Source organism: Shewanella fodinae (assembly GCF_014651955.1).
Taxonomy (GTDB): Bacteria; Pseudomonadota; Gammaproteobacteria; order Enterobacterales; family Shewanellaceae; genus Shewanella; species Shewanella fodinae.
Window position 1 is genome coordinate 12798 of sequence record NZ_BMXW01000013.1, and the last position, 21270, is coordinate 34067.

The 21270-nt window shown below is 49.8% G+C and carries 17 protein-coding genes and 1 pseudogene; 12 read left to right on the top strand and 6 right to left on the bottom strand.

The window, feature by feature from the left end; genetic code table 11:
• The first annotated feature begins 326 nt into the window (after positions 1 to 326).
• The 8 genes from IE064_RS12170 (at position 327) to phrB (ending at position 9817) form a co-directional block, all read left to right on the top strand.
• Positions 327 to 1253 carry a polyprenyl-phosphate transporter gene (locus IE064_RS12170; RefSeq protein WP_189618056.1) on the top strand — a complete coding sequence of 309 codons (927 nt, stop codon included), beginning with the start codon at positions 327 to 329 and terminating at the stop codon, positions 1251 to 1253.
• Between the two features lie 596 nt (positions 1254 to 1849).
• Entirely contained in the window at positions 1850 to 2782 is a 933-nt protein-coding gene (locus tag IE064_RS12175) for a LysR family transcriptional regulator (protein WP_189618057.1), read from the top strand.
• Between the two features lie 246 nt (positions 2783 to 3028).
• Positions 3029 to 5041: an FUSC family protein gene (locus tag IE064_RS12180; RefSeq protein WP_189618058.1), complete on the top strand. Its 2013-nt coding sequence runs from the start codon at positions 3029 to 3031 to the stop codon at positions 5039 to 5041.
• Positions 5031 to 5225, top strand: coding sequence for a DUF1656 domain-containing protein (locus IE064_RS12185; RefSeq protein ID WP_189618059.1), 195 nt, complete (start codon positions 5031 to 5033; stop codon positions 5223 to 5225). The genes IE064_RS12180 and IE064_RS12185 overlap by 11 nt, the downstream gene beginning before the upstream one ends.
• Before the next feature lie 13 nt (positions 5226 to 5238).
• Positions 5239 to 6168 carry an efflux RND transporter periplasmic adaptor subunit gene (locus tag IE064_RS12190; RefSeq protein ID WP_189618060.1) on the top strand — a complete coding sequence of 310 codons (930 nt, stop codon included), beginning with the start codon at positions 5239 to 5241 and terminating at the stop codon, positions 6166 to 6168.
• A gap of 374 nt (positions 6169 to 6542) precedes the next feature.
• Positions 6543 to 7499: a YbgA family protein gene (locus IE064_RS12195; protein ID WP_189618061.1), complete on the top strand. Its 957-nt coding sequence runs from the start codon at positions 6543 to 6545 to the stop codon at positions 7497 to 7499.
• The gene (locus IE064_RS12200) at positions 7489 to 8367 is read left to right on the top strand and encodes a MerR family transcriptional regulator (protein ID WP_189618062.1); all 879 of its coding nucleotides are present in this window, start codon (positions 7489 to 7491) and stop codon (positions 8365 to 8367) included. The genes IE064_RS12195 and IE064_RS12200 overlap by 11 nt, the downstream gene beginning before the upstream one ends.
• Positions 8360 to 9817 carry a deoxyribodipyrimidine photo-lyase gene (gene phrB / locus IE064_RS12205; protein WP_189618063.1) on the top strand — a complete coding sequence of 486 codons (1458 nt, stop codon included), beginning with the start codon at positions 8360 to 8362 and terminating at the stop codon, positions 9815 to 9817. The genes IE064_RS12200 and phrB overlap by 8 nt, the downstream gene beginning before the upstream one ends.
• 54 nt (positions 9818 to 9871) lie before the next feature.
• On the opposite strand, the gene IE064_RS12210 is transcribed toward phrB, so the two are convergent.
• Complete coding sequence (locus tag IE064_RS12210) at positions 9872 to 10198, bottom strand: DUF3634 family protein (RefSeq protein ID WP_133039585.1); 327 nt, start codon at positions 10196 to 10198, stop codon at positions 9872 to 9874.
• 232 nt (positions 10199 to 10430) lie between these two features.
• On the opposite strand from IE064_RS12210, the gene gabD reads away from it, so the two are divergent.
• On the top strand, positions 10431 to 11873 hold the full coding sequence (gene gabD, locus IE064_RS12215; protein WP_189618064.1) for an NADP-dependent succinate-semialdehyde dehydrogenase: 1443 nt from the start codon (positions 10431 to 10433) through the stop codon (positions 11871 to 11873).
• A gap of 59 nt (positions 11874 to 11932) precedes the next feature.
• Here the strand turns inward: gabD and IE064_RS18300 are convergent, their stop codons facing one another.
• The 3 genes and pseudogenes from IE064_RS18300 to IE064_RS12225 all read right to left on the bottom strand — a co-directional run bounded on the left by IE064_RS18300 (position 11933) and on the right by IE064_RS12225 (position 14949).
• Positions 11933 to 12406: a methyl-accepting chemotaxis protein gene (locus IE064_RS18300; RefSeq protein ID WP_268244763.1), complete on the bottom strand. Its 474-nt coding sequence runs from the start codon at positions 12404 to 12406 to the stop codon at positions 11933 to 11935.
• Between the two features lie 66 nt (positions 12407 to 12472).
• Positions 12473 to 13261: pseudogene (locus IE064_RS18305) on the bottom strand (PAS domain-containing protein); the annotation flags it as partial.
• A 227-nt stretch (positions 13262 to 13488) separates the two neighbouring features.
• A complete protein-coding gene (locus IE064_RS12225) occupies positions 13489 to 14949 on the bottom strand; it encodes an aminoacyl-histidine dipeptidase (RefSeq protein ID WP_189618065.1) in 1461 nt (486 codons plus the stop codon).
• Between the two features lie 986 nt (positions 14950 to 15935).
• On the opposite strand from IE064_RS12225, the gene IE064_RS12230 reads away from it, so the two are divergent.
• The 3 genes from IE064_RS12230 (at position 15936) to IE064_RS12240 (ending at position 19736) form a co-directional block, all read left to right on the top strand.
• Positions 15936 to 17225 carry an NCS2 family permease gene (locus IE064_RS12230; RefSeq protein WP_133039581.1) on the top strand — a complete coding sequence of 430 codons (1290 nt, stop codon included), beginning with the start codon at positions 15936 to 15938 and terminating at the stop codon, positions 17223 to 17225.
• Between the two features lie 136 nt (positions 17226 to 17361).
• Positions 17362 to 18480 (top strand): glutamate 5-kinase, encoded by a 1119-nt coding sequence (gene proB, locus IE064_RS12235; protein ID WP_133039580.1) that lies wholly within the window; start codon positions 17362 to 17364, stop codon positions 18478 to 18480.
• Positions 18477 to 19736 carry a glutamate-5-semialdehyde dehydrogenase gene (locus IE064_RS12240; protein WP_189618066.1) on the top strand — a complete coding sequence of 420 codons (1260 nt, stop codon included), beginning with the start codon at positions 18477 to 18479 and terminating at the stop codon, positions 19734 to 19736. The genes proB and IE064_RS12240 overlap by 4 nt, the downstream gene beginning before the upstream one ends.
• A 69-nt stretch (positions 19737 to 19805) precedes the next feature.
• Here the strand turns inward: IE064_RS12240 and ybaK are convergent, their stop codons facing one another.
• Both ybaK and IE064_RS12250 read right to left on the bottom strand, forming a co-directional pair.
• Positions 19806 to 20282, bottom strand: a complete 477-nt coding sequence (ybaK, locus tag IE064_RS12245) for a Cys-tRNA(Pro) deacylase (RefSeq protein WP_189618067.1) — start codon at positions 20280 to 20282, stop codon at positions 19806 to 19808.
• 38 nt (positions 20283 to 20320) lie between these two features.
• Entirely contained in the window at positions 20321 to 21238 is a 918-nt protein-coding gene (locus IE064_RS12250; RefSeq protein ID WP_133039577.1) for a DMT family transporter, read from the bottom strand.
• Between the last annotated feature and the right edge of the window lie 32 nt (positions 21239 to 21270).

Consider the following 21270-nt stretch of genomic DNA (forward strand, 5'->3'; position numbering starts at 1 on the left):
CGTTTGAATGATTATTTTGGTATTACAGGGTGTTTTCGTTGTAACAAAGATCCTCTGTAGGTGAAACCCTGTGACTTGTTGCTGGGTATGTCACTGATGTATCGGTGGCGCAGTGTAAATCAGTGAATTGCGATAAAATTAAATACTATTCAATGTGTTAACTTTTTTATGTGAATCACAGTGAATACAAATTTTGTCACTAAGTGACATGACTTGTTGCAATTTGAGCCGCCATAGAAATATTCGTTGCCCGTAAAAGCTTCACTTAGCTTTGTTGACCGAGTTACGTATAATCCGCCTCAGACTCAAGTTATCAGGAACATTGTGTGAACTATCTGTTGACCTATCTGAAAGGCCTCGCCATGGGGGCGGCGGATGTTGTCCCCGGCGTGTCTGGTGGGACCATCGCTTTTATCACGGGTATTTATGACAAACTGCTGGAAAGCATCCGCCGCATCAATCCATCGCTATGGGCGGTTTTTCGGCAGCAGGGATTGCATGGGGTTATTGCACACATCAATGGCGGTTTTCTGGTGAGCTTGCTCGCCGGTATCCTGACCAGCATTTTTACGCTGGCAAAACTTATCTCTTGGCTGCTGGCGACGCATCCCATTCCGGTGTGGTCGTTCTTCTTCGGGCTGATTTTGGTATCTGTTTACCATATGCTGCGGCAGGTGCAGGGCGGTTTTTCGATACCGCGCATCGGTTTATTTGTCATTGGCGTGGTGCTTGCTTGGGCGATTACTGTTATTAATCCTGGGCAGGTGGAGGCCAGTTACCTGAATATCTTTTTCGGGGGTGCTATTGCTATCTGTGCCATGATTCTACCGGGTATCTCCGGCAGTTTTATCCTGCTGTTACTGGGGCTTTATCCCGCGGTGCTTGGTGCCGCAAAAAACCTGCAACTCGATATTCTAGGGTGTTTTGCCGTGGGGGCTGTGTTGGGGATCCTCTGTTTCAGCCATCTGCTGTCGATGCTACTGAAGCGTTGCCGGGATGCCACGCTGATGTTTCTCACCGGCCTGATGCTTGGAACTCTGGGTAAAATCTGGCCTTGGAAACAAACGCTTAGTTGGCGTACTAACTCGCACGGTGAACAGGTGCCGTTACAACAACAGGATCTGTCGCCATTTGCTTATGAACAGCTTACTGGCCATGCTCATCAACTGGCGTTTGCAGTGGTCTGTGCCATTGCCGCTATCCTGCTGGTGTTAGCTTTGGATTATCTGGGCAGCCGCAATCGTCAGAAATGATCTGGCGGGTGTTAAAAGCGCCTGCGGGCGCTTTTTAATGCGACATGGCTCTGTTGGATTTCGCTAGATGACACCCGAGCGAGTGGGCAAACTGTTTGCGATAAGTGCCGAGGTATCAATTACTGCCGTTGTGTGACACAGCGTATTACTGCCATTCACTGGACTCCTAACAGGTTTCTAAACAGGGTTTTTGTAAGTCTAGGTTGGTCAAATCCGGTTAACCCACCTCCATCAGCAACTGGACGCACTACGCACTTGAGTGGTAAGCCAATAACGCAAGATAGCTTGGCAACGCGGGATTTTGAGTCTGTTTTATAGGTGCGCCATAACAACAATACTAGCATTATGCCCAGCGCAGGCGCCGTGCTTGATGACGTGGAAAACCAGTGACAACCTCAAAACCCAAAATCGCACTTTACCACCATAGTAAGTCATCACCATTGAGAATCACCACTGATTCAACCTGGCACCTGGCCAAACAATCGTTTCGTCATTGGTTCAGGAGGCAGCAGTATTGCAGTTCTCCCGTAATTAATGCTTTTTATGTTATTTATAGTGAAATATGATTGCGTTTTAATTAATGATTGGAAACCATTATGGCGCGTCCAGATCTTAATTTACTGTTGGCGTTAGATGTACTGCTTGATGAAGGGAGTGTGATAGGAGCAGCGCGGCGGATGAATCTGAGTCCTCCGGCAATGAGTCGCACGCTAAGTCGTATTCGGGAAGCTTTGGGTGACCCGGTATTTGAACAAGTTGGTCGCAAACTGATGCCAACCCCCAAGGCTTTAGCGCTGCGCGAACAGGTGCGACAGGCGGTGGCGCAGGCTACACAGGTATTTGCGTCCGACAGCGAGATTGACCTGAAATCGCTGGATAGACGTTTTAATGTTCGAGCGACTGATGAATTCTTGAGTATCTATCTGGGCCAGCTTTTGGGCGCTATGGCGACAGATATGCCCCGAGCGATGTTGCGTTTTTCTCCAGAGGAAGATGACGTAGATGAAGAGGCGTTGCGCAGTGGACGTATCGATCTGTTTATCAGCGGTTCGCGTAAACTCGGGCAGGAAATCCTTGTTCAGCCGCTGTTCACTACCACCTTTGTGGGTGTCGCCCGAGTGGATCATCCGATTTTCGACGGTGACGTTACCCTTGAACGTATCACTCGTTGGGAGCATATCAATGTGTCACGGCGCGGGAAATCCATAGGTCCAATCGACACAGCGTTAGAAAAATATGGTGTGCATCGACATGTCTCTTTGATTGTACCAAACCCTTATACCGCATTGTTTGCACTGCAGGATTCAGACTTATTGCTGCCGTTGCCAAAACACCTAGCCAGCAGCGCGCTTGCTGCAGGGCTGCACATTCGTTTGTTTGAACTACCGACGCCTCTGGAAACTGTGTTGCTGACGCAGGCATGGCATCCACGCCTAGATAGCGATCCCGCCCATCAATGGCTGCGAAATACCATTCACTCTCTGTGCAACGAGTATGAAACTTCGGCGAAGAAGTTGATAACACCATGACAGATTTTGCTTTTCAATAAGTGCATATAACGCAATCATAGTGATGCGATAAGTTCACTTTTCGAAACTATTTGCCTCATCTACAGTGGTGGAAATAATTCACTGTAGAGGGCCGCAAATGTGCGTGCTGTGAATCTGTTATCCACAGTTCCCCGCTTTTCTTCCACTAGTTTTTGTCTATGTTGGGAAAAGATCATTCGTTGTCTGCCATATCTAGATCTGACAACGCCGCGCGCGACTTACGTAATGCGCTCGCTTCTTGCTGCCTGCCTGGCGTTGGTATTGGCCTATTGGTTGGATATCGATGCACCATATTCTGCGGCATCCAGTGTACTTTTGGTGATTAACCCGGTTCAAGGTGCCGTTATCGGTAAGGGCGTGTGGCGGGTCATCGGCACCCTTATCGGCATGCTGGCAGCATTTATTCTGATTGCAGAATTTGGTCAGATGCCGTGGTTGTTTATTCTGGGTTTTGGTTTTTGGCTCGGTCTCTGCGTCATGGGAATGACGCTGTTACGTCATTTTCGAGCTTATGGCGCAACCCTCGCGGGATACACCGTGGGACTGGCGACTTATGGCGCGATGCAACATCCAGAATTGGCGTTCGATCAAATCATGGGACGCGGTACCTCCGTGCTGATAGGTGTGATGAGTCTTGCTGTTGTCTCTACGCTCTTCAGTGCCCGTAGCATACGCGCTCGTCTGCAGACACAGTTGCATCGGTTGGCATCGGCTACAGCCGAGATCCTAGCGACTAATCTTAGCGTACTTCATTGTGAAGCCGATGGCGGGAACACCCCCTTAGATGCTGGCAGGTTGCGGCTCATTGTTGAAATCTATGGGGTGGATGATCTGCTGGCACAGGGTAAAGCTGAATCCGCCGATTTGGCGCAACGGGCCGCGACCGTTCGCCATGCGATGGTGTCCCTATTTTCCGCCTTGGTTGGCGGTGCGCCAATGTGGCAATACACTGCTAATTTATGGGCATTGAGGGCGTTTCAGCCAACATGGGAACAGACCTGGCTGCATGTCAGCCATGTCCTTAAGGATCCCGCCGACGCTGCTGGCGTGGAACGTGCTGTGCAGTTATTGTCTGAACTGCGGGTGCAACTGCTCGCCACCTTCACTGAGCATATCCCCGATGATGAATCTGAGTATGCCGCATTAGTGATTGTTGGCGAGCAACTGCTTGAACAGCTCGATGACTATCTTGAAGCACTTAAAGGTATCAGCCGATTCCATCAATGGCGGCCGATAGCCACATCAGTTTCGGTACCGTTCAGTCGTGACAAGTCGGCAGCCTTACAAAATGGTCTGCGTGCGTTGTTGACGGTAGTGCTGGGCGGGGCATTCTGGATAGTCACTGGCTGGTCGTACGGCAATCTGATGTTGGCTGGGTTAGCGGCGTCCTGCGCATTGTTGTCCACGGCGCCCAATCCGGCGCTTGGTGCTGTTGAGTTCATCAAAGGCACCGTGATTGCGGTGGTGATGGCATTTATCTGTACTTTTTTGGTATTGCCTTATGTCTCTGGGTTGCCGTTACTGTTGGTGATCATGGGACTGTTTTGGTTGCCAGGAATTTACGCCACGACCTTGCCCCGTTATGGCTTGGCTGGGGTAACTTATTTGGTTGCCTTTACGACGCTGGCTGCAACTGATAACCCGATGCACTATGACTTTCCATTATTTCTGAACGGTGCAGTGGCTTGGATTCTGGCGACATCTTTTACGCTGCTTGGGTTTCAGATCATTCTGCCACGTAATCTGTCACGCGATGTAGCGCGTTTGCGCCTTACGATTCGTGATGACACCCTCGCTATCTTGAAAGGAAAGCGAACCATCAGTGTCAGAGCTTGGCAATGGCGTCAACAGCATCGTACAGCGCAACTGGGGGCACTGCTCAAAACGCAACCTGAACTGATGGCGCGGGATGTGGCGAATGCTATGGGCAGCATCCATTTGGGACGGGAGTTATTGCGCTTACGGCATTGGTTGCAGCAAACAGCCCTAGAGTCGGAGTCGCGTCACTTGATTACCACCGCTTGGCGTTACATCAGTCGCCGTGCTGCTGAGCCTGCGCTAGCCGCAAAGCATGCCCGTCGTGCGGCAAAATCGTTGTCGCGTTTACTGTCGCAAGAGAACTCCGCTCTAGATGAGGGAAAGCGCCTCGTCATTGTGTTTCTCAATATCGCGACATTACTTGAAAATCATGCAAATTACTTTGCTCAACGACCCGGAGTTCACGCTAATGCTGAGTGAGTTTGCTATCGCTGGCATCTACCTGCCGCCCTTTTTCGTCTATGCGTGTGTGGCGTTGCCGATTTTCTTAGGCATGCGTTTCCTGCTCGCGCGCGCTGGTGTGTTTCGCTGGGTCTGGCATCCGGGATTGTTCGAGTTTGCGCTTTCCCTTTGCTTAGTCTCGATATTGGTTCTTTATGTTTAGGTGTTGATTCATTATGGTTGCTCGCTTTTTGCCATTAAAGTCTGTGGTCCGCGCAGGTGTTACATTGATAGTGGTTATTGTCGCTGGCGTTTTATTGAACGCTCTTTGGGATGCATACGTCCTCAGCCCTTGGACGCGCGATGGCCGCGTGAGTGCGCAGATTGTGCGGATTGCGCCAGAAGTGTCTGGCACGGTATTGAATGTTTCGGTCTCTGATAATCAGTTAGTCAAAAAGGGCGACGTACTCTACCGTATAGATCCCGCCCATTTTCAACTATTGTTGGCTCAAGCGGAAGCGCAGTTAGCTGCCGCCAACGCGTCGTTACGCCAAAAAACCGAGGATGCTAGCCGACGCCGTCGCATGGAAGGTTTTGTGTCAGCAGAGGATATTCAGCGTGCCACGCAGGACATGTCCATCGCGCAAGCTCAACAACGCAGCGCCCAGGTCGCGGTGGCGATGGCAAAACTGGATATGGAACATACTGTCTTGCATGCCCCTGTTGATGGATACATTACACGCCTGCGCTTAAATAAAGGGGATTATGCCGTGGCTGGCGAGCCAAATATTGCGCTGATAGACGCTAATAGTTTCTGGATTACCGGCTATTTTGAAGAAACTAAACTGCATGGTATTCACCCTGGGGCTGCTGCGCAGATCCGATTAATGGGGATTGAGCAGATGCTGCCGGGGCGAGTGGTCAGTATCGGACGCGGCATCACTGACGCCAACCAGCAAGTCGATGCCCAAGGATTGCCGAGCGTGGAGCCTAGCTTTAGTTGGGTGCGTTTGGCGCAGCGAATTCCGGTGCGGATTGCGTTTGAGCAGCTCCCGCAAAACCTAGTGTTGGCAGCGGGCATGACCGGCAGTATTGAGGTGGAAACATCCGCCAGTAAATCACCGCCACCAGGACGACTCATCTCATTGCTACATCAATGGATGTAAAGGGGCGCTCAGGCATTAGCGCTTTCGTCCATTATCCCAGTAGTGCTCTTTGGGTGGAGACACGGGAGCTTGGCGTTGCTGCGCTGGTTTGTCTCAGATCCCTAAGCCAAATTCTGTAGCAACTTGAGCTGACTGCCATTGTTGATTTGTTGACCTTTCAATGTGGTTTTAACAGGAAAGGCCTACAGGCCTTAAGAGCCACTATACTGGTCGCGGCAGAACATAAGCCCATGTCTGTATATGTGTTCATCCAAGACCATAGATGTCGGGGGATGTGGCATGAAGGTTTATGCCAAAATAAACTTATACAAAATTTGAATTCCGTATAACTTTGTGCCTTACTTGCACGATAAAGTTATACAGGAGTTTGGGCGATGTATAAATTTGACGTTCAACATATACGGCTGGGTATCAGTGCTTGCCTGTTAGGGGAAAAAGTACGTTTTGATGGCGGTCATAAACGTTCGGTATATTGTAGTAATGAGTTAGCGCGCTATTTTCAGTTTGTACCGGTGTGCCCTGAGATGGCGATTGGCCTAGGTGCACCTAGACCGAGCATCCGACAGGTACAATTTGCCGAGCAGATCCGCATTCAGAATGTGAAGGGTGAACTGGATGTTACGGATGAACTGCAGCGTTATTGCCAACAAAAGGTCGCAATGCTGGATTTTTTGAGTGGTTACATCCTGTGTGCCAAATCGCCTACCTGTGGGATGGAACGGGTGACGGTTTACCAAGCGGGAACAAATAATGGCAGTAAATCTGGTGTCGGTGTACTGGCTGCTGCCTTACAGCAACAGTGGCCACAATTGCCGATAGAGGAAGAAGGGCGATTAAACGATCTGCATATCCGGGAAAATTTCTTCACCCGGGTTTATGCTTATCATGACTGGCAAATGCTGCAGCAGTCAGGTGTTAGTCGCCATAAACTCACCGACTTCCATGCACGTTATAAATACCTGCTGTTGGCTCATTGCCCCAAGTTGTATCGTGAGCTTGGTCCTTTGCTGGCGGATGCCAGCTTGCCAGAGTCAGCGGTGGCCGAACGTTATTTCGTCACCTTTATGGCGGCGTTAAGGCATCAAGCCAGTCGTAATAATCACACCAGTGCGTTGCAGCATATTCAGGGTTACTTCAAGAAATCCCTCAGTAAACAGCAGAAAGCTGAACTAAGCCAAGCAATTATGGATTACCGTAACGGTCTGAAACCACTGCTGGTACCGTTAACCCTGATTAACCATTACTTGCAAGAGTTCCCCAGCCCCTATATCTCGCGGCAGGTTTATCTCAATCCCCATCCTCAGGAGCTAAAGTTACGCTATGCCTACTGATGCATCCGCTTTTCTTTCTATTGGCGAAGTGGCCAAACGCACGGGGGTAAATCCGATTACTCTGCGCGCCTGGCAACGGCGTTTTGGACTGGTGATCCCTGCTAGAACCCCCAAAGGACACCGGTTATACACTGAAGCGCAAGTACAGCAGATAGCTGAGATCCTCAGTTGGTTGGAACGGGGGGTCGCCATCAGCAAGGTGAAGCCTCTGCTGGAAGGGCGAGCCGAGTCTGATGTCGTAACGGACGATGATTGGTCACAATTGCTACAAGGATTGACTCAAGCAACTTTGCAACTGCAGGCAGTGGCATTACAGCAACGCCTTGATGAAGCTAGTAGCCTGTATCCGCTACCTGTGCTGAGGCGTTATCTCGGACGATGGTTGTCACTCTTGAGTCAGCAGTTTGCCGCACGTATTGACGGGCAACTGCTGATATCTTGGTTGCAGCATCAGTTACAACAGTGGTTAGCTTGGCGCACCGCCAAGCTGTTAACACAGAAACCAGCGAGTGTGTTGTTGTGTCGCTTGGGGCCTCAGCCGCAGTGGAGTGAGTGGTTGCTCACCTTGTCGCTGGTGCTAAGCGGATACTACCCACAGGCGCTGGGTGAAGTTGCAGATGCGGATGAGTTGTTGTTGCTGGGTGAGCGGCCGCGATTCTGTGCCGTAGTGCTGTTGCCTGCCGCCTACAGTAATAGCAAAACCGTGTTACAACTTGAGCAGTTAGCGCAAAAATTATCACAACCTTTGCTACTCGGGGGCGAGTTTGCTCCTTTGTTGTTAGAGCATTCCAACGCTTTTTATCTGCTGCAAGCCGATGATGATGTGGGTGCCGTGATCAAACAACTTACCGGAGCTGAAAATGCATAACCCCCAGCCAGACCCAACGGTTTTTATCTGGTTTCGAAACGATTTGCGCCTGGCAGACAACCAAGCATTAACAGCTGCCTGTGAGCATGCTCGTGCCGTCAATGCTAAGGTCAAAGCGGTATATCTGGTGACCCCGGAGCAATGGCGCTTGCATGATGTAGGGGCAAGACAATTGGATTTTATTCGGCGTCATCTCCACGAGCTGGCCCGCGCTTTAGCACGCCTAGGGGTGGAGTTTGAACTCTGGCAGTGTGCTCGCTATCGTGATATTGCCTCGTTGTGGCAGCAGCAACTGTTACAGCAGCATGGTATAGCGATTTACGCGGGGCGGGAGCCGGAATTTAATGAAATCTGCCGTGATCAACAGCTGTTGGACGTGGGCGTGCCGTTACGCTTGACTGACGAGCACTGTTTGTTACCCCCCTTGAGTGTGTTGAACCAAAGCGGTGATATGTACCGCGTATTCACGCCTTTTTCTCGGCGCTGGCGTGAACAGGCGAGGTGTTTTGCGATTGTGCCATTACCCGCACCAACACCTATTGCCACGGCATTAGATAATGTTCAGCTTGAAACAACACAGGCTAGGATAGAGCAGCTATTTCAACCACTAATCAATGATGTCGACACAAGTTCTTGGCCTGCTGGCGAAGGCGAAGCTCAGAGGCGTTTGCAGCAGTTTATCGATAATGGTGTGAGTGACTACCAACAACTGCGGGACTTTCCTGCTGTAGCAGCGACCAGCAGCCTGTCACCTTATCTGACGTTAGGTGTTATCAGTCCCAGACAGTGTTTCGCGGCGTTGTTGGCACGCTTTCCTGAAGTGCTTAATGACGATACCAGCCCTGGCCGTAGCTGGTTGACGGAACTAATATGGCGCGAATTTTATCGGCATTTGCTGGTGGCATTTCCACACCTGAGCAAAGGTGCCAACTTCAACCCACTCGCCGATAACGTGATTTGGCGTAACCATCCCCAGGAGTTTGCCGCATGGTGCGCCGGTAAAACGGGCTACCCTATTGTTGATGCCGCCATGCGCCAACTGAACAGTAGCGGCTGGATGCATAATCGGTTGCGGATGATCGTGGCCAGTTTTCTCAGTAAGCATCTGTTGGTGGATTGGCGCTGGGGGGAACAATATTTTCGTCAGCAACTGCTGGACGGCGATTTGGCGGCCAATAATGGTGGGTGGCAATGGTCGGCTGGCACCGGCTGCGATGCCCAGCCCTGGTTTCGTATTTTTAATCCTATCAGCCAGAGCGAAAAGTTTGATGCCGATGGCCGTTTCATCCGCCATTGGCTCCCGGAATTGGCCTCAACCCCTTTAGCGGAACTGCATCGGCCTAATCCCGCTAGAAACCTTTTTAACAGCGATTATCCAGCACCGATAGTGGATCATCAGGCCGCTAGAGAGCGCGCATTAAAGGTGTTGGCTGTATTAAAAAAAGCCTGAATAACAACGCGGCCACATCAAACGTGGCCGCAGGTTTAGCTGCTTGAATTGACGTTATTGCGCATTCTGGGTGTAATACTGCTGTGGAAACAACGACTGTAAATGCTGGATATGCTGATCGCCGGCGTTAGCAGATACGTGCAATTGCACTTTATTGCTCACCTGTTCTGCGCGGATGATGCAGGTCAGCTTGGCTGATTTCGCCAGATTGCGGCATTCTCGAGCAAATTTCTCTGGGATTTTGCCATAATGAGACACCAGTCGTCCTTGTTTGAATTTCATTTCGAACAGGGTACGAGAACCCCGGCGCCCAGCAAATACCAGCTTGTAGATAATGAACAGGGCGATGGCGATAAATAGAATCTTCAGCGCATAAGCCATGACTGGACTCCTTGCATGCAGTTAGTCGGAATACCCGAAGAATATAGCGACAGAAAACCCCAGTTACTGCTGCTCACGTCACATCCGCATAACATGTTCCTTGCCCCGGTTACCTTGGGCTGGCGCCACACTTTATGTTAACGTGCCACTATCTCAGGTAAGACGATGCAAAGCTGTTGGTGTCTATCTAGGGCAGGTTAAGCGGCGTATCGTCAATGGGCGAGGAGTTAATATGAAACTGCAATATCCACAACTGCTGAAGCAGCAGTCCTACGTTGATGGACACTGGTGCGACGCCGACAACGGCAAACAACAAGCCGTTGTTAATCCCGCTAATGGGGAACTGTTAGCTCATGTCCCCATGTTAGGTGCCGCAGAGACTCAACGTGCTATTGATGCGGCTCAAGCTGCCTTAGCCAAGTGGCAGGCGCTGACAGCTAAAGCGCGTGCCACTATTTTACACCGCTGGTTTGCATTGATTACTCAGCATACTGAGGATCTGGCATTACTGATGACCAGTGAGCAAGGGAAGCCCTTGGCTGAGGCTCGTGGAGAAGTGGCTTACGCCGCTTCGTTTATTGAGTGGTTTGCAGAGGAGGCCAAGCGGGTTTACGGCGACACCATTCCTGGTCATCAAACGGATAAACGGCTGTTAGTCTTAAAGCAGCCAGTAGGAGTCACCGCGGCAATTACACCGTGGAATTTCCCGGCGGCAATGATTACTCGTAAAGTGGCTCCGGCTTTGGCTGCTGGTTGCTGCATGATCTTAAAACCCGCGCTACAAACACCGTTAACGGCGTTGGCTCTGGCACAACTGGCAGAAGAAGCGGGTGTGCCCGCAGGCGTCTTCAGCGTAGTCACTGGAGATGCGCAGAGTATTGGCAAGGTGTTATGTGACAGTCCGGTCGTCCGCAAGCTGTCATTTACCGGTTCTACTGCTGTGGGTAAGCAACTGATGGCACAGTGTGCGCCTACCATGAAAAAACTTTCGCTGGAACTCGGGGGAAATGCTCCCTTTATTGTGTTTGATGATGCGGATCTGGATGCTGCAGTAGAGGGCGCGGTGATTGCCAAATATCGCAATGCTGGTCAAACCTGCGTGTGTGCCAACCGCATTTATGTTCACGAGAAAGTTTATGAGGCGTTTGCTGAAAAACTTGCTGCTAAAGTGATGGCGCTGAAGGTTGGTGCAGGCGTTGATGAAGGTGTGGTGATAGGCCCACTGATTGACGCCAAAGCCTTAGAAAAAGTACAGACACACCTGCATGATGCGCTGGATAAAGGTGCCAAACTGTTATGTGGCGGGCAGCCGTTAGTCGGAAACTTCATGACACCGGCGGTACTGACAGACGTTACCAGCCAGATGAAAGTTGCTCATGAGGAAACCTTCGGCCCAATAGCACCACTATTTCGTTTTCATGATGAAGCCGAAGTTATCGCTATGGCCAATGATACCGAATTTGGATTGGCGGCTTATTTTTACGCTAACAACCTGTCACGAGTTTGGCGGGTGGCTGAGGCGCTGGAATACGGGATGGTAGGTATTAACACTGGACTGATTTCCAACGAGGTGGCACCGTTTGGCGGTATCAAAGCCTCTGGGTTGGGGCGGGAAGGCTCTAAATATGGCATTGATGAATACCTAGAGATGAAATACCTGTGCATGTCGGTGTAATGCCTAAGATGACTATAAAAAAGGGAGCATTGCTCCCTTTTTTTGCATAAGACTCAATATTAACGGCGGTTGTCTGTCGTCAGCGCCGATACCGTATCCGCGACATTGCGAGAACCTTGTAAAATCCCTTGCATGACATCTTCTACTAAGACTAATTGTTCCTTTCCTTGCTGAGTTGCGGTGGCAACCGAAGAGATACCTTTAGTGGCTTCATCGGTATAGAGGCCATTTTGTTTTACTACTTCAGAGATCTCTTTAGTGGACGTGCTGGTGCGTGCCGCCAATTGCCTCACTTCATCTGCCACAACGGCAAAGCCTCGCCCTTGTTCACCGGCGCGAGCCGCTTCAATGGCGGCGTTGAGTGCCAGCAAGTTAGTCTGATCGGCGATACCACTGATGGTGGACACTATGGCTTCAATATTGCGGGACTGCTCGTTCAGCTTTTCAATCGCTTTAGTGGCTTTCTGTACCTGTTCAAAATTGGCATTGGAGGTGCGAGTGACTGTTTCTAGCAGACCTGACGCCTGTTGCACTTTATCTGTGGTGCTGATGGCGGAATCCAGGGCAATACTAGCAGCCTCGCGGATAGCTTCGGATTTCTTAACGCGTTCGGTAATATTGCTGGCAAATTTAATCACTTTGTAGATCTTCCCTGACGCATCCCGCACCGGGTTGTATGACGCCTCCAACCAGACCACATTCCCGTATTTATCCAGGCGTTTAAATAATCCAGACTTATACTGGCCTTTAGCTAGATCTTGCCAGAAGCTCGGATTTTCACGATAAAACTCGTCTTCACAGAATATCCGATGATGCTTGCCTTCAATTTCCTTGGCATTGTAATTCATCGCTTCAAGGAAATTTTTGTTGGCATGCAGAATTTGTCCCTGAGGGTCAAATTCAATAATTGCTTGGGATTTTTCCAGCGCATCTGACACTGCCCGCTGGCTGAGATTATGGTCATGATCAGCGGTAACATCTTCGGCAACTTTCATCACCGTAGTCAGTTGGTCATTTTCAAAAATAGGGAAATAGGTGCATTGCAACCATAGCTGTTTTCCGGCAGCACTGCGGCGAGGTACTACGCCTCGGAATACTTTTCCCTGACGCAATCGTTCCCAAAACGCGCCATAGTCACGGGAGGTTACATAGTCAGGAAAACATAAGTCTTTATGTTTCATATGTAGCAGCTTGTCGATGTCATAACCGCTGACATCGGCAAACAATGCGTTTGCTTCGATAATCGTGCCATCCGGGGCAAAACTGATACAGGCCATATGCTTTTTTATGGAATTAAGCACAGCGAGCAGTTTTTGATGTTCATGCTGGAGTTTTACTAGTGTGTTGTCTGGTGATTTCTTAAATGGATTAAAGGACATCGGCAACATTCCGGGTGGTGGATGATAAGGGGCTAGGCCTGCCCTAATTTACCGTTGCCAGCGAGATAACAGTATGGCAGTTACCTGACTGTCTGCAACGGTATACGGCATTAAGGCTGTCGCAGGCGTCCGTGCAGCTATTGTGTCATTTTTGGTGATACAAAAATCACGACCAGATCATTGTAGCAGCATTTTTCAAAAGCAATAAAAAAGCCACCATGAGGTGGCTTAATTTTTTACACTTTTTCAGGAACCCGCTGCAACACTGCTAGCAATAGCTGCCAATACTGGCCTACGGTCGTGATATTAACCATTTCATCGGGGCTATGAGGGAAGCGAATAGTGGGGCCGATGGATACCATATCCATGTCTGGATAAGGTTTTTTAAACAGTCCACACTCTAGACCGGCATGGATCACCATAATCACCGGTTCTTTATGGTAGATATGCTGATAGGTATCACGCACAATTGCCATGATCGGTGAACTATTGTCGGGTTTCCAGCCAGGATAAGCACCACTAAATTTGACTTCTGCCCCTGCCAGTGATGCCAGCGCTGATAACTGCCCACACACATAGTCGCGGCCAGAATCAATCAGTGAGCGTACTAAGCACAGCACGGTAACCTTTTGATCTTTTATGGAAACTACACCAAGATTCAATGAGGTTTCAGTAACGCCTTCCACTTCATCACTCATGCGGATGACGCCATTGGGACAGGCATTCAGCAGCGCCAACAACTGCTGTTGACTCGCCATTGTCATCACTTCAGCCGTGGCAGGTATTTCGGTGAGGGTGAGTTTGACACCCGCATCGGCAATGGCAAATTCACTGCGCAGTAGGGCTTGATAGTCGCTAACCGCCTGCTGCAATGCCGCCACTTGAGAAGCGGCAATGCTAATACCCGCATCGGCTTCCCGAGGAATGGCGTTGCGCAGCGTACCCCCCTGAAAATCAATTAATTGCAGACCAAGCTTGGTAGATTGTTCAAACAGGAAGCGTGCCAGTAATTTATTGGCATTACCTCGTCCGAGATGGATATTAACCCCAGAATGGCCGCCTTTGAGACCGGAGATCATCAAGCGAAAACTCTGGCTGTCTTTACTGGCAGGTTGATGGGATAATGGCAGCGTTAACGCTGCATCCACACCGCCAGCGCAGCCCATGTAGATTTCGCCTTCTTGCTCTGAATCGGTGTTAATCAGGATTTCGCCACGCAATACGCCGGGCTGTAAGCCAAAGGCGCCGGTCATACCTGATTCTTCATCCACCGTCAGCAACACTTCCAATGGCCCATGCGCAATATCATCACTTTGCAAGATTGCTAGCGCTGAGCACATACCAATACCGTTGTCGGCACCGAGCGTGGTACCACGTGCTTTGACCCATTCACCATCGACCCAAGGTTCGATGGGATCTTTGGTAAAATCATGGGTTTTATCGGCGTTCTTCTGCGGCACCATGTCCATATGCGCCTGAATCACCACGGGTTTACGATTTTCCATACCTGGAGTGGCTGGTTTGCGGATAATCAGATTACCTACAGCTTCTTCAATCACCTCTAGCTGTTTGTCTCTGGCCCAGTTTTGGATGAACTGGCTGAGTGCGGCTTCATGCCCTGACGGGCGTGGGAAGCTACAAATCTTTTCAAACCATTGCCACAGAGGCTGGGGGGCTAACTGGCTGAGATCGGACACGTGAGACTCCTGAACTTAATATGTTTCTGAACAACGACGCTGGGATTGCCAGCGTAATGAATGCCAACAAGTTTACCATAATGTGTTGTTAAGTGCCTGTATCTGACGCTTCCATATTGCATGGTAATTGTCATCAGCAAGGGCTGTAATGCTCAGAAAAAGCATGCTAAGGAGCACTGATGTTAACATTTTATTGAAGCGACCGATGCAGCGGCAATCTACCAGTGATGACTGGGATGTGGTGATTGTACTGTTTGTTAATGGTGTTAACTTGTTATTTGGTGGTGGGTGTTAAAAATACAATAAATTCATAAAGTTAGAAATAATACATTAATCTTTTATGATTTTTTATCTCGATAGAACTATGTATTTTTGAAATTAAAATACAAAAAACTTTCAAAACAAAATTATTTAGCCATAAAACTTGTAGTTAAATTTCATAAGTGTATTATTTTTAGCTGCTAGCGATGATGTTGTGACTAATGAGCCGAGTGGCTATTGCTGCGGTGTTGTTCTGGTTCTGGAAGCGTCCCCAATCTTTTCTGGATTCAGCATAAGACTCTGCAGTGTTAACGGTTTTCTGTTAAACCACTGAGGCTGATCGTATGACTGGGATCAGGAGGGCTCCATCTTTCTGCATCAATCCCCCTCGCTACTTTGACCACATGCGTGGTTGCTTGTTGATACAGATTTCATAGCCGGGTATATCCTTTGGCTAATCAGTCTGTTTGTGCAAAAGTTCCCAGGTCTATGGGCGTTTAACGTATTTCTGCCTGCTCTTCTGAGCAGGTTTTTTTTGCCTAAAATCTCGGCTGGAGGTTTTGTGATCAGCTAGGCAATTGCATAACTCCCGTCTGTCCTTGGCATATTTTGTCTGGTGTGGTTCAGGCAAAGTTTTTATAATCTGCCGCTGCCAATGCAGTTTTGTTAAATAACTGTTATTAAATCTTGCCCTACACTACATAATAATCAAGGAACCCAGTTCCATGCTGGAAAAACTGTTTAAACTCAAAGAACATCAGACATCGCTTAAGCAGGAAGTGTTAGCAGGTATCACTACCTTTCTGACTATGGCCTATATTATTTTCGTTAATCCCAGCATGCTGGCGAACGCAGGCATGGATCAGGGCGCTGTCTTTGTGGCGACCTGTTTGGCGGCTGCTGTCGGTTGTTTGGTGATGGGATTATTAGCGAACTACCCCATTGCCTTAGCACCGGGAATGGGGCTGAATGCCTTTTTTACCTACACAGTAGTCGGTGATATGGGCTATAGCTGGGAGACCGCCCTAGGTGCGGTATTTCTCTCCGGTTGTTGCTTCCTGATTTTGTCGTTAGTACGCATTCGTGAATGGGTGGTGAATTCGATTCCCATGTCATTGCGCATGGGGATTGCTGCCGGCATCGGGCTGTTTCTGGCGTTGATTGGTCTGCGCGGGGCTGGGATTGTGGTGGATAATCCCGCCACGTTAGTTGGACTGGGAGACTTGACCTCTTTCCATGCAGTGATGGCGATTTTGGGTTTTCTGCTGATCATCGCCTTTGTGCATCGTGGCTATAAAGCCGCGGTAATCATGAGTATCTTGGCCGTGACTATTCTTGGGCTGCTGTTTGGTGATGTGAAGTATTCCGGGATTGTTTCTATGCCGCCATCGATTGCGCCTACCTTTATGAAGATGGATCTGGCGGGTGTGCTGGACGTCAGCATGATCTCTATTGTGTTTGCTTTCCTGTTTGTCGACTTATTCGATACCTCCGGTACCTTAGTGGCCGTGGCGCATCGCGGTGGCTTCCTAGACCAAAATGGCCGGTTACCAAGGCTTAATCGGGCATTGACCGCTGATAGTCTGGCAACCATTGCTGGTGCGGCATTGGGGACATCAACCACCACCAGTTATATTGAAAGTACCGCGGGTGTGTGTGCGGGGGGGCGTACCGGACTGACGGCGGTCGTGGTGGGATTGCTGTTTATTGCAGCCTTGTTTATTTCACCGTTGGCAGGCATGGTTCCGGCGTATGCCACTGCGGGCACGCTGTTTTATGTGGCGATCCTGATGACCTCCAGCTTGCTGCATGTGGAGTGGGAAGATCTCACTGAAGCCGCACCTGTGGTAGTCGCTGCGCTAATCATGCCGTTCACCTATTCCATTGCCAATGGCATTGCCTGTGGCTTCATTACTTATGCGGCGATCAAAGTGCTCTGCGGTCGTTTCAAGGATCTCAATGTCGGCGTGGTCGTGCTGGCGTTGTTATTTATCGCTAAATTTATCTGGGCCTGAACTGTATAATCGGGAAAGCCGCCGCTCTGGCGGTTTTTTTATGGGGATTTCAGCGATTTCCTGCCCTCAGCTGCTAGGAATCTTGGCGGGGATTGGGTATAAGATGAATCCCCGAAACATTTTTTTACAGTAGACGATGGACCTTTCAAACTCCCGTTACAAACGGGTAGTGATAAAACTGGGCACCAGCGTGCTAACTTCTGGCAGTAAAAAGCTCGATAAAGCACACATGGTGGAGTTAGCCAGACAGATGGCAACTTTGATGCGTAGCGGTGTTGAAGTTGTGTTATGTACTTCCGGGGCCATTGCCGCCGGACGCGAACATCTGCTTTATCCTGAACTGCCCGATACTATTGCCAATAAACAGTTATTGGCGGCGGTTGGTCAAAGCCAACTGATCCTGGCGTGGGCACAATTATTCAGTATTTACGGGCTGCATGTGGGGCAACTGCTGTTGACCCGTGCTGACCTGCATGATCGCGAACGCTATCTGAATGCTCGGGATGCGCTAACGGCATTGCTGGCACAGAATATTATCCCCATCATTAATGAAAACGATGCGGTTGCCACTAATGAGATCAAAGTGGGGGACAATGACAATCTGTCGGCACGGGTGGCTTTGCTGTGTGATGCAGATCTGTTGCTGCTGCTGACTGATCAGAAAGGCTTGTTTGATGCCGATCCGCGTACTCACCCCGAGGCGCACTTGATTAGCGAAGTGGCAAATATTGATGATAATCTGCGGGAAATTGCCGGTGATTCTGTGTCTGGTCTGGGAACCGGCGGCATGGCAACCAAGCTACAGGCGGCGGATATCGCTAGGCGCGCTGGCATAGAAGTGGTGATTGCTTCCGGTCATCATCCTGACGTTATTATCAAAGTAAGCAGTCATCAAGCGGTTGGGACTCATTTCAGCCCCACCGAAAATCCGCTCGAAAGCCGCAAACAATGGATCCTTGCCGGACCTAAGGCTAAGGGACGGTTGTTGCTGGATGCGGGAGCGGTTAAAGCGGTATCAGAAAAAGGTCGCAGTCTGCTGTCCAAAGGTATTATTGCCGTCGAAGGCAATTTTGAGCGCGGCGCAACGGTGGAGTTACTGGATCAGGATGGGCATAAAATTGCCCGTGGTATCAGCCGTTACAGCGCCGTTGCCCTGCGTATCATTGCTGGTAAACATTCCGACGATATTGAGCCGCTGCTGGGCTATGATCATGGTGATGCAATCGTACACCGTAACGATATGGTGGTTTTATGAGCGAAACATACCTGCAACAGCTAGGGCAACGGGCGAAAGAGGCAAGTTTTGCCTTGGCAAATCTCACCGCTGCTGATAAACGAGAATTACTTCAAGCGATTGCTGATTCGCTGCAATTGGCGAGCAATGACATTCTGGCGGCGAATGCCAAAGATGTTACCGCGGCCAAAGCGGCAGGATTAGATGCGGCAATGATTGACAGACTACTGCTGGACAATAAACGTCTCGCGGCTGTGATTGCCGATATTGGCAATGTTATCGCGTTAGCCGATCCGATTGGCCGCGAGTTCGATTCGCGTTTGCTCGATAATGGTATCCGCTTGTGTCGCCGCACTGTACCTCTGGGCGTTATTGGGGTGATTTACGAAGCTCGGCCTAATGTCACGGTGGATATTGCCGTGCTGGCGCTGAAAACCGGTAACGCGGTGATCCTGCGTGGTGGCAAAGAGACAGTTAATTCTAATCTGGCGCTGGCGCAAGCTATCCGTGCGGGAATTGCGAAGTTCGGTTTGCCTGCCGATGCGGTGCAGCTTATCGATGATCCAGATAGAGCGCTGGTCACTGGATTGCTAAAACTGGATCAATACGTCGACATGATAGTGCCTCGAGGGGGCAGTAAGTTGCAGCGCTTATGTGCCGAGCAGGCAACTATTCCGGTGATCCTCGGTGGTATTGGTATTTGTCATTTATATCTGGATAAGGCGGCCGATCTATCGCGTTCAACGTCAGTGATAGTCAATGCCAAAGTACAGCGGCCAACCGTGTGTAATGCGCTGGACACCTTATTGGTGCATGAGGCGATTGCCGAACATTATCTGCCGCAACTAGCAGCTACTTTGTCAGCAGAAGGAGTGAGTCTCGTCGGTTGTGAGACCACCCGGCAGCTGTTGCCTGCTTATGACGTGCGCTCGGCCAGTGATGCAACCTATCGCACTGAGTGGCTGTCACTGACACTTGGCATAAAAGTGGTAGCGGATTTGGATGAAGCGATTGCCCATATTCGGCAATATTCCAGTGGTCACTCAGAAGCCATTCTCACCAATGACATTACCACTGCGACTCGCTTTATGAATGAAGTGAACTCGGCGGCGGTGTATCTTAATGCCAGCACCCGCTTTACCGATGGCGGTCAGTTTGGTTTGGGGGCCGAGGTTGCGGTAAGCACCCAGAAGTTGCATGCGCGTGGTCCCATGGGGCTAGAAGCTTTAACCACCTATAAATGGTTGGCGGTCGGGGATTACACATCTCGCAGTTAATGCGGTAACTGTTATTACACCCTGACAAAGGCCCGCAAAAGGGCCTTTGTCATTTATGAATGCAACGGGTTATTCGCTTTTTATGTCGGCAAAACTGCCGCGACATAACGCCGCTAGCGCTTCTGGTGCCAGACAGATTTCCAGACCACGACGGCCAGCGCTGACATAGATTTCAGTAAAATTCTTGGCACTGCTATCGATAAGGGTTGGCAGCTGTTTTTTCTGCGCCAGTGGACTGATCCCGCCGACCAGATAACCTGATGATTTTTGCGCCAGTTGTGGATCCGCCATTACCAGTTTTTTCTGTTTCAGCGCCTTAGCGGCGGCTTTCAGACTCAAATGATGATTTACCGGCACCAGCGCCACAGCCATTGGCGCACTCTTTTCATCGCTGCTGACCAGCAGGGTTTTAAACACCTGATCCGGGTTCAATCCCAACGCATTGGCGGCTTCTTCCCCATAAGATGCAGCATTCTTATCGTGATGATATTCGTGGACGCTGAAGTTAATCTTGGCTTTATTGGCAAGATCGATTGCAGGTGTCACACTGACCTCCTAAACCAATTAAAAACAGATGTTGCCTGTCACAGTGTCCGCCGGAACCGTGGTCGGCGGTGGTTGCCCAAATGTGGCAGTAGTTGTTGCAGCAATAACGCTAGGATGATCAGACCGAGCCCGGCAAGGGTTGATGGCAGGATGGTCTCACCCAAGATCACAGCAATAAAACACATCGACAATACCGGTGACAAAAACACTAAATTACTGATGCTGGCGGTACGCGTCGCCGTTTTAAGCGCCATTAACCACAGCACAAAGGTTATGCCCATTTCAAACAACCCCACATAGGTGCCTGCCAACACGGCTTTAACGCTGAGTTGCGGTAATGACTGGGTGAATACCAACATCAACGTGATACAAGGCAATGCTACCAGAAAACTCAACAGCAGGCTGACCACTGGGTCACCTTTATCCTTGGTATTGACTATCCAGTACAGACACCACAGCAGTGTGCCGGTAAAACACAGCCCAATCCCCAACGGATTTTCAAAATGCATGGCGGTGATATTGCCCTCGGTCGCGATGAACAGTACCCCCGTATAGGCAACGACAGCCGCAACAATGTCGGAAGCGCGCAGTTTCTGACTCAACATAGGCACCGATAACAACGGCAGCAAAATCCCCCAGGTGTAGTTCAGCGACAACGCCTGTTGTGCTGGCAATATATCGTAGGCTTTAAACAATACCTGATAGTAAAGAAACGGGCTTAACAGGCCTGTCTGCAGATACAGCAGTGGTCTGGCACGAAACTGTTGCCACAATAATGGCAGCTTACGCTGTCGTCCAAGAATTAATAATAAGCAGAGTGAAGACACAATCGTCGCAACAAATACCAACTGTAGCGGCGTAAAAAAAGTCAGGGCAATTTTAAACGCAGTTGCGACTGTGGACCACAGCAGAACTGCACCCAGACCGTAGGCAAACGCCAGTGAGGATGTTTTCAATTATGTCTACTCAACTCAGTAAAACAGGGATA

Coding starts and splice junctions, on each gene's coding strand:
- IE064_RS12180 (WP_189618058.1), top strand. CDS start 3,029: ATGCGCTCGCTTCTTGCTGCCTGCCTGGCGTTGGTATTGGCCTATTGG.
- IE064_RS12200 (WP_189618062.1), top strand. CDS start 7,489: ATGCCTACTGATGCATCCGCTTTTCTTTCTATTGGCGAAGTGGCCAAA.
- gabD (WP_189618064.1), top strand. CDS start 10,431: ATGAAACTGCAATATCCACAACTGCTGAAGCAGCAGTCCTACGTTGAT.
- proB (WP_133039580.1), top strand. CDS start 17,362: ATGGACCTTTCAAACTCCCGTTACAAACGGGTAGTGATAAAACTGGGC.
- IE064_RS12210 (WP_133039585.1), bottom strand. CDS start 10,198: ATGGCTTATGCGCTGAAGATTCTATTTATCGCCATCGCCCTGTTCATT.
- IE064_RS12190 (WP_189618060.1), top strand. CDS start 5,239: ATGGTTGCTCGCTTTTTGCCATTAAAGTCTGTGGTCCGCGCAGGTGTT.
- IE064_RS12185 (WP_189618059.1), top strand. CDS start 5,031: ATGCTGAGTGAGTTTGCTATCGCTGGCATCTACCTGCCGCCCTTTTTC.
- IE064_RS12240 (WP_189618066.1), top strand. CDS start 18,477: ATGAGCGAAACATACCTGCAACAGCTAGGGCAACGGGCGAAAGAGGCA.
- IE064_RS12195 (WP_189618061.1), top strand. CDS start 6,543: ATGTATAAATTTGACGTTCAACATATACGGCTGGGTATCAGTGCTTGC.
- IE064_RS12175 (WP_189618057.1), top strand. CDS start 1,850: ATGGCGCGTCCAGATCTTAATTTACTGTTGGCGTTAGATGTACTGCTT.
- phrB (WP_189618063.1), top strand. CDS start 8,360: ATGCATAACCCCCAGCCAGACCCAACGGTTTTTATCTGGTTTCGAAAC.
- IE064_RS12230 (WP_133039581.1), top strand. CDS start 15,936: ATGCTGGAAAAACTGTTTAAACTCAAAGAACATCAGACATCGCTTAAG.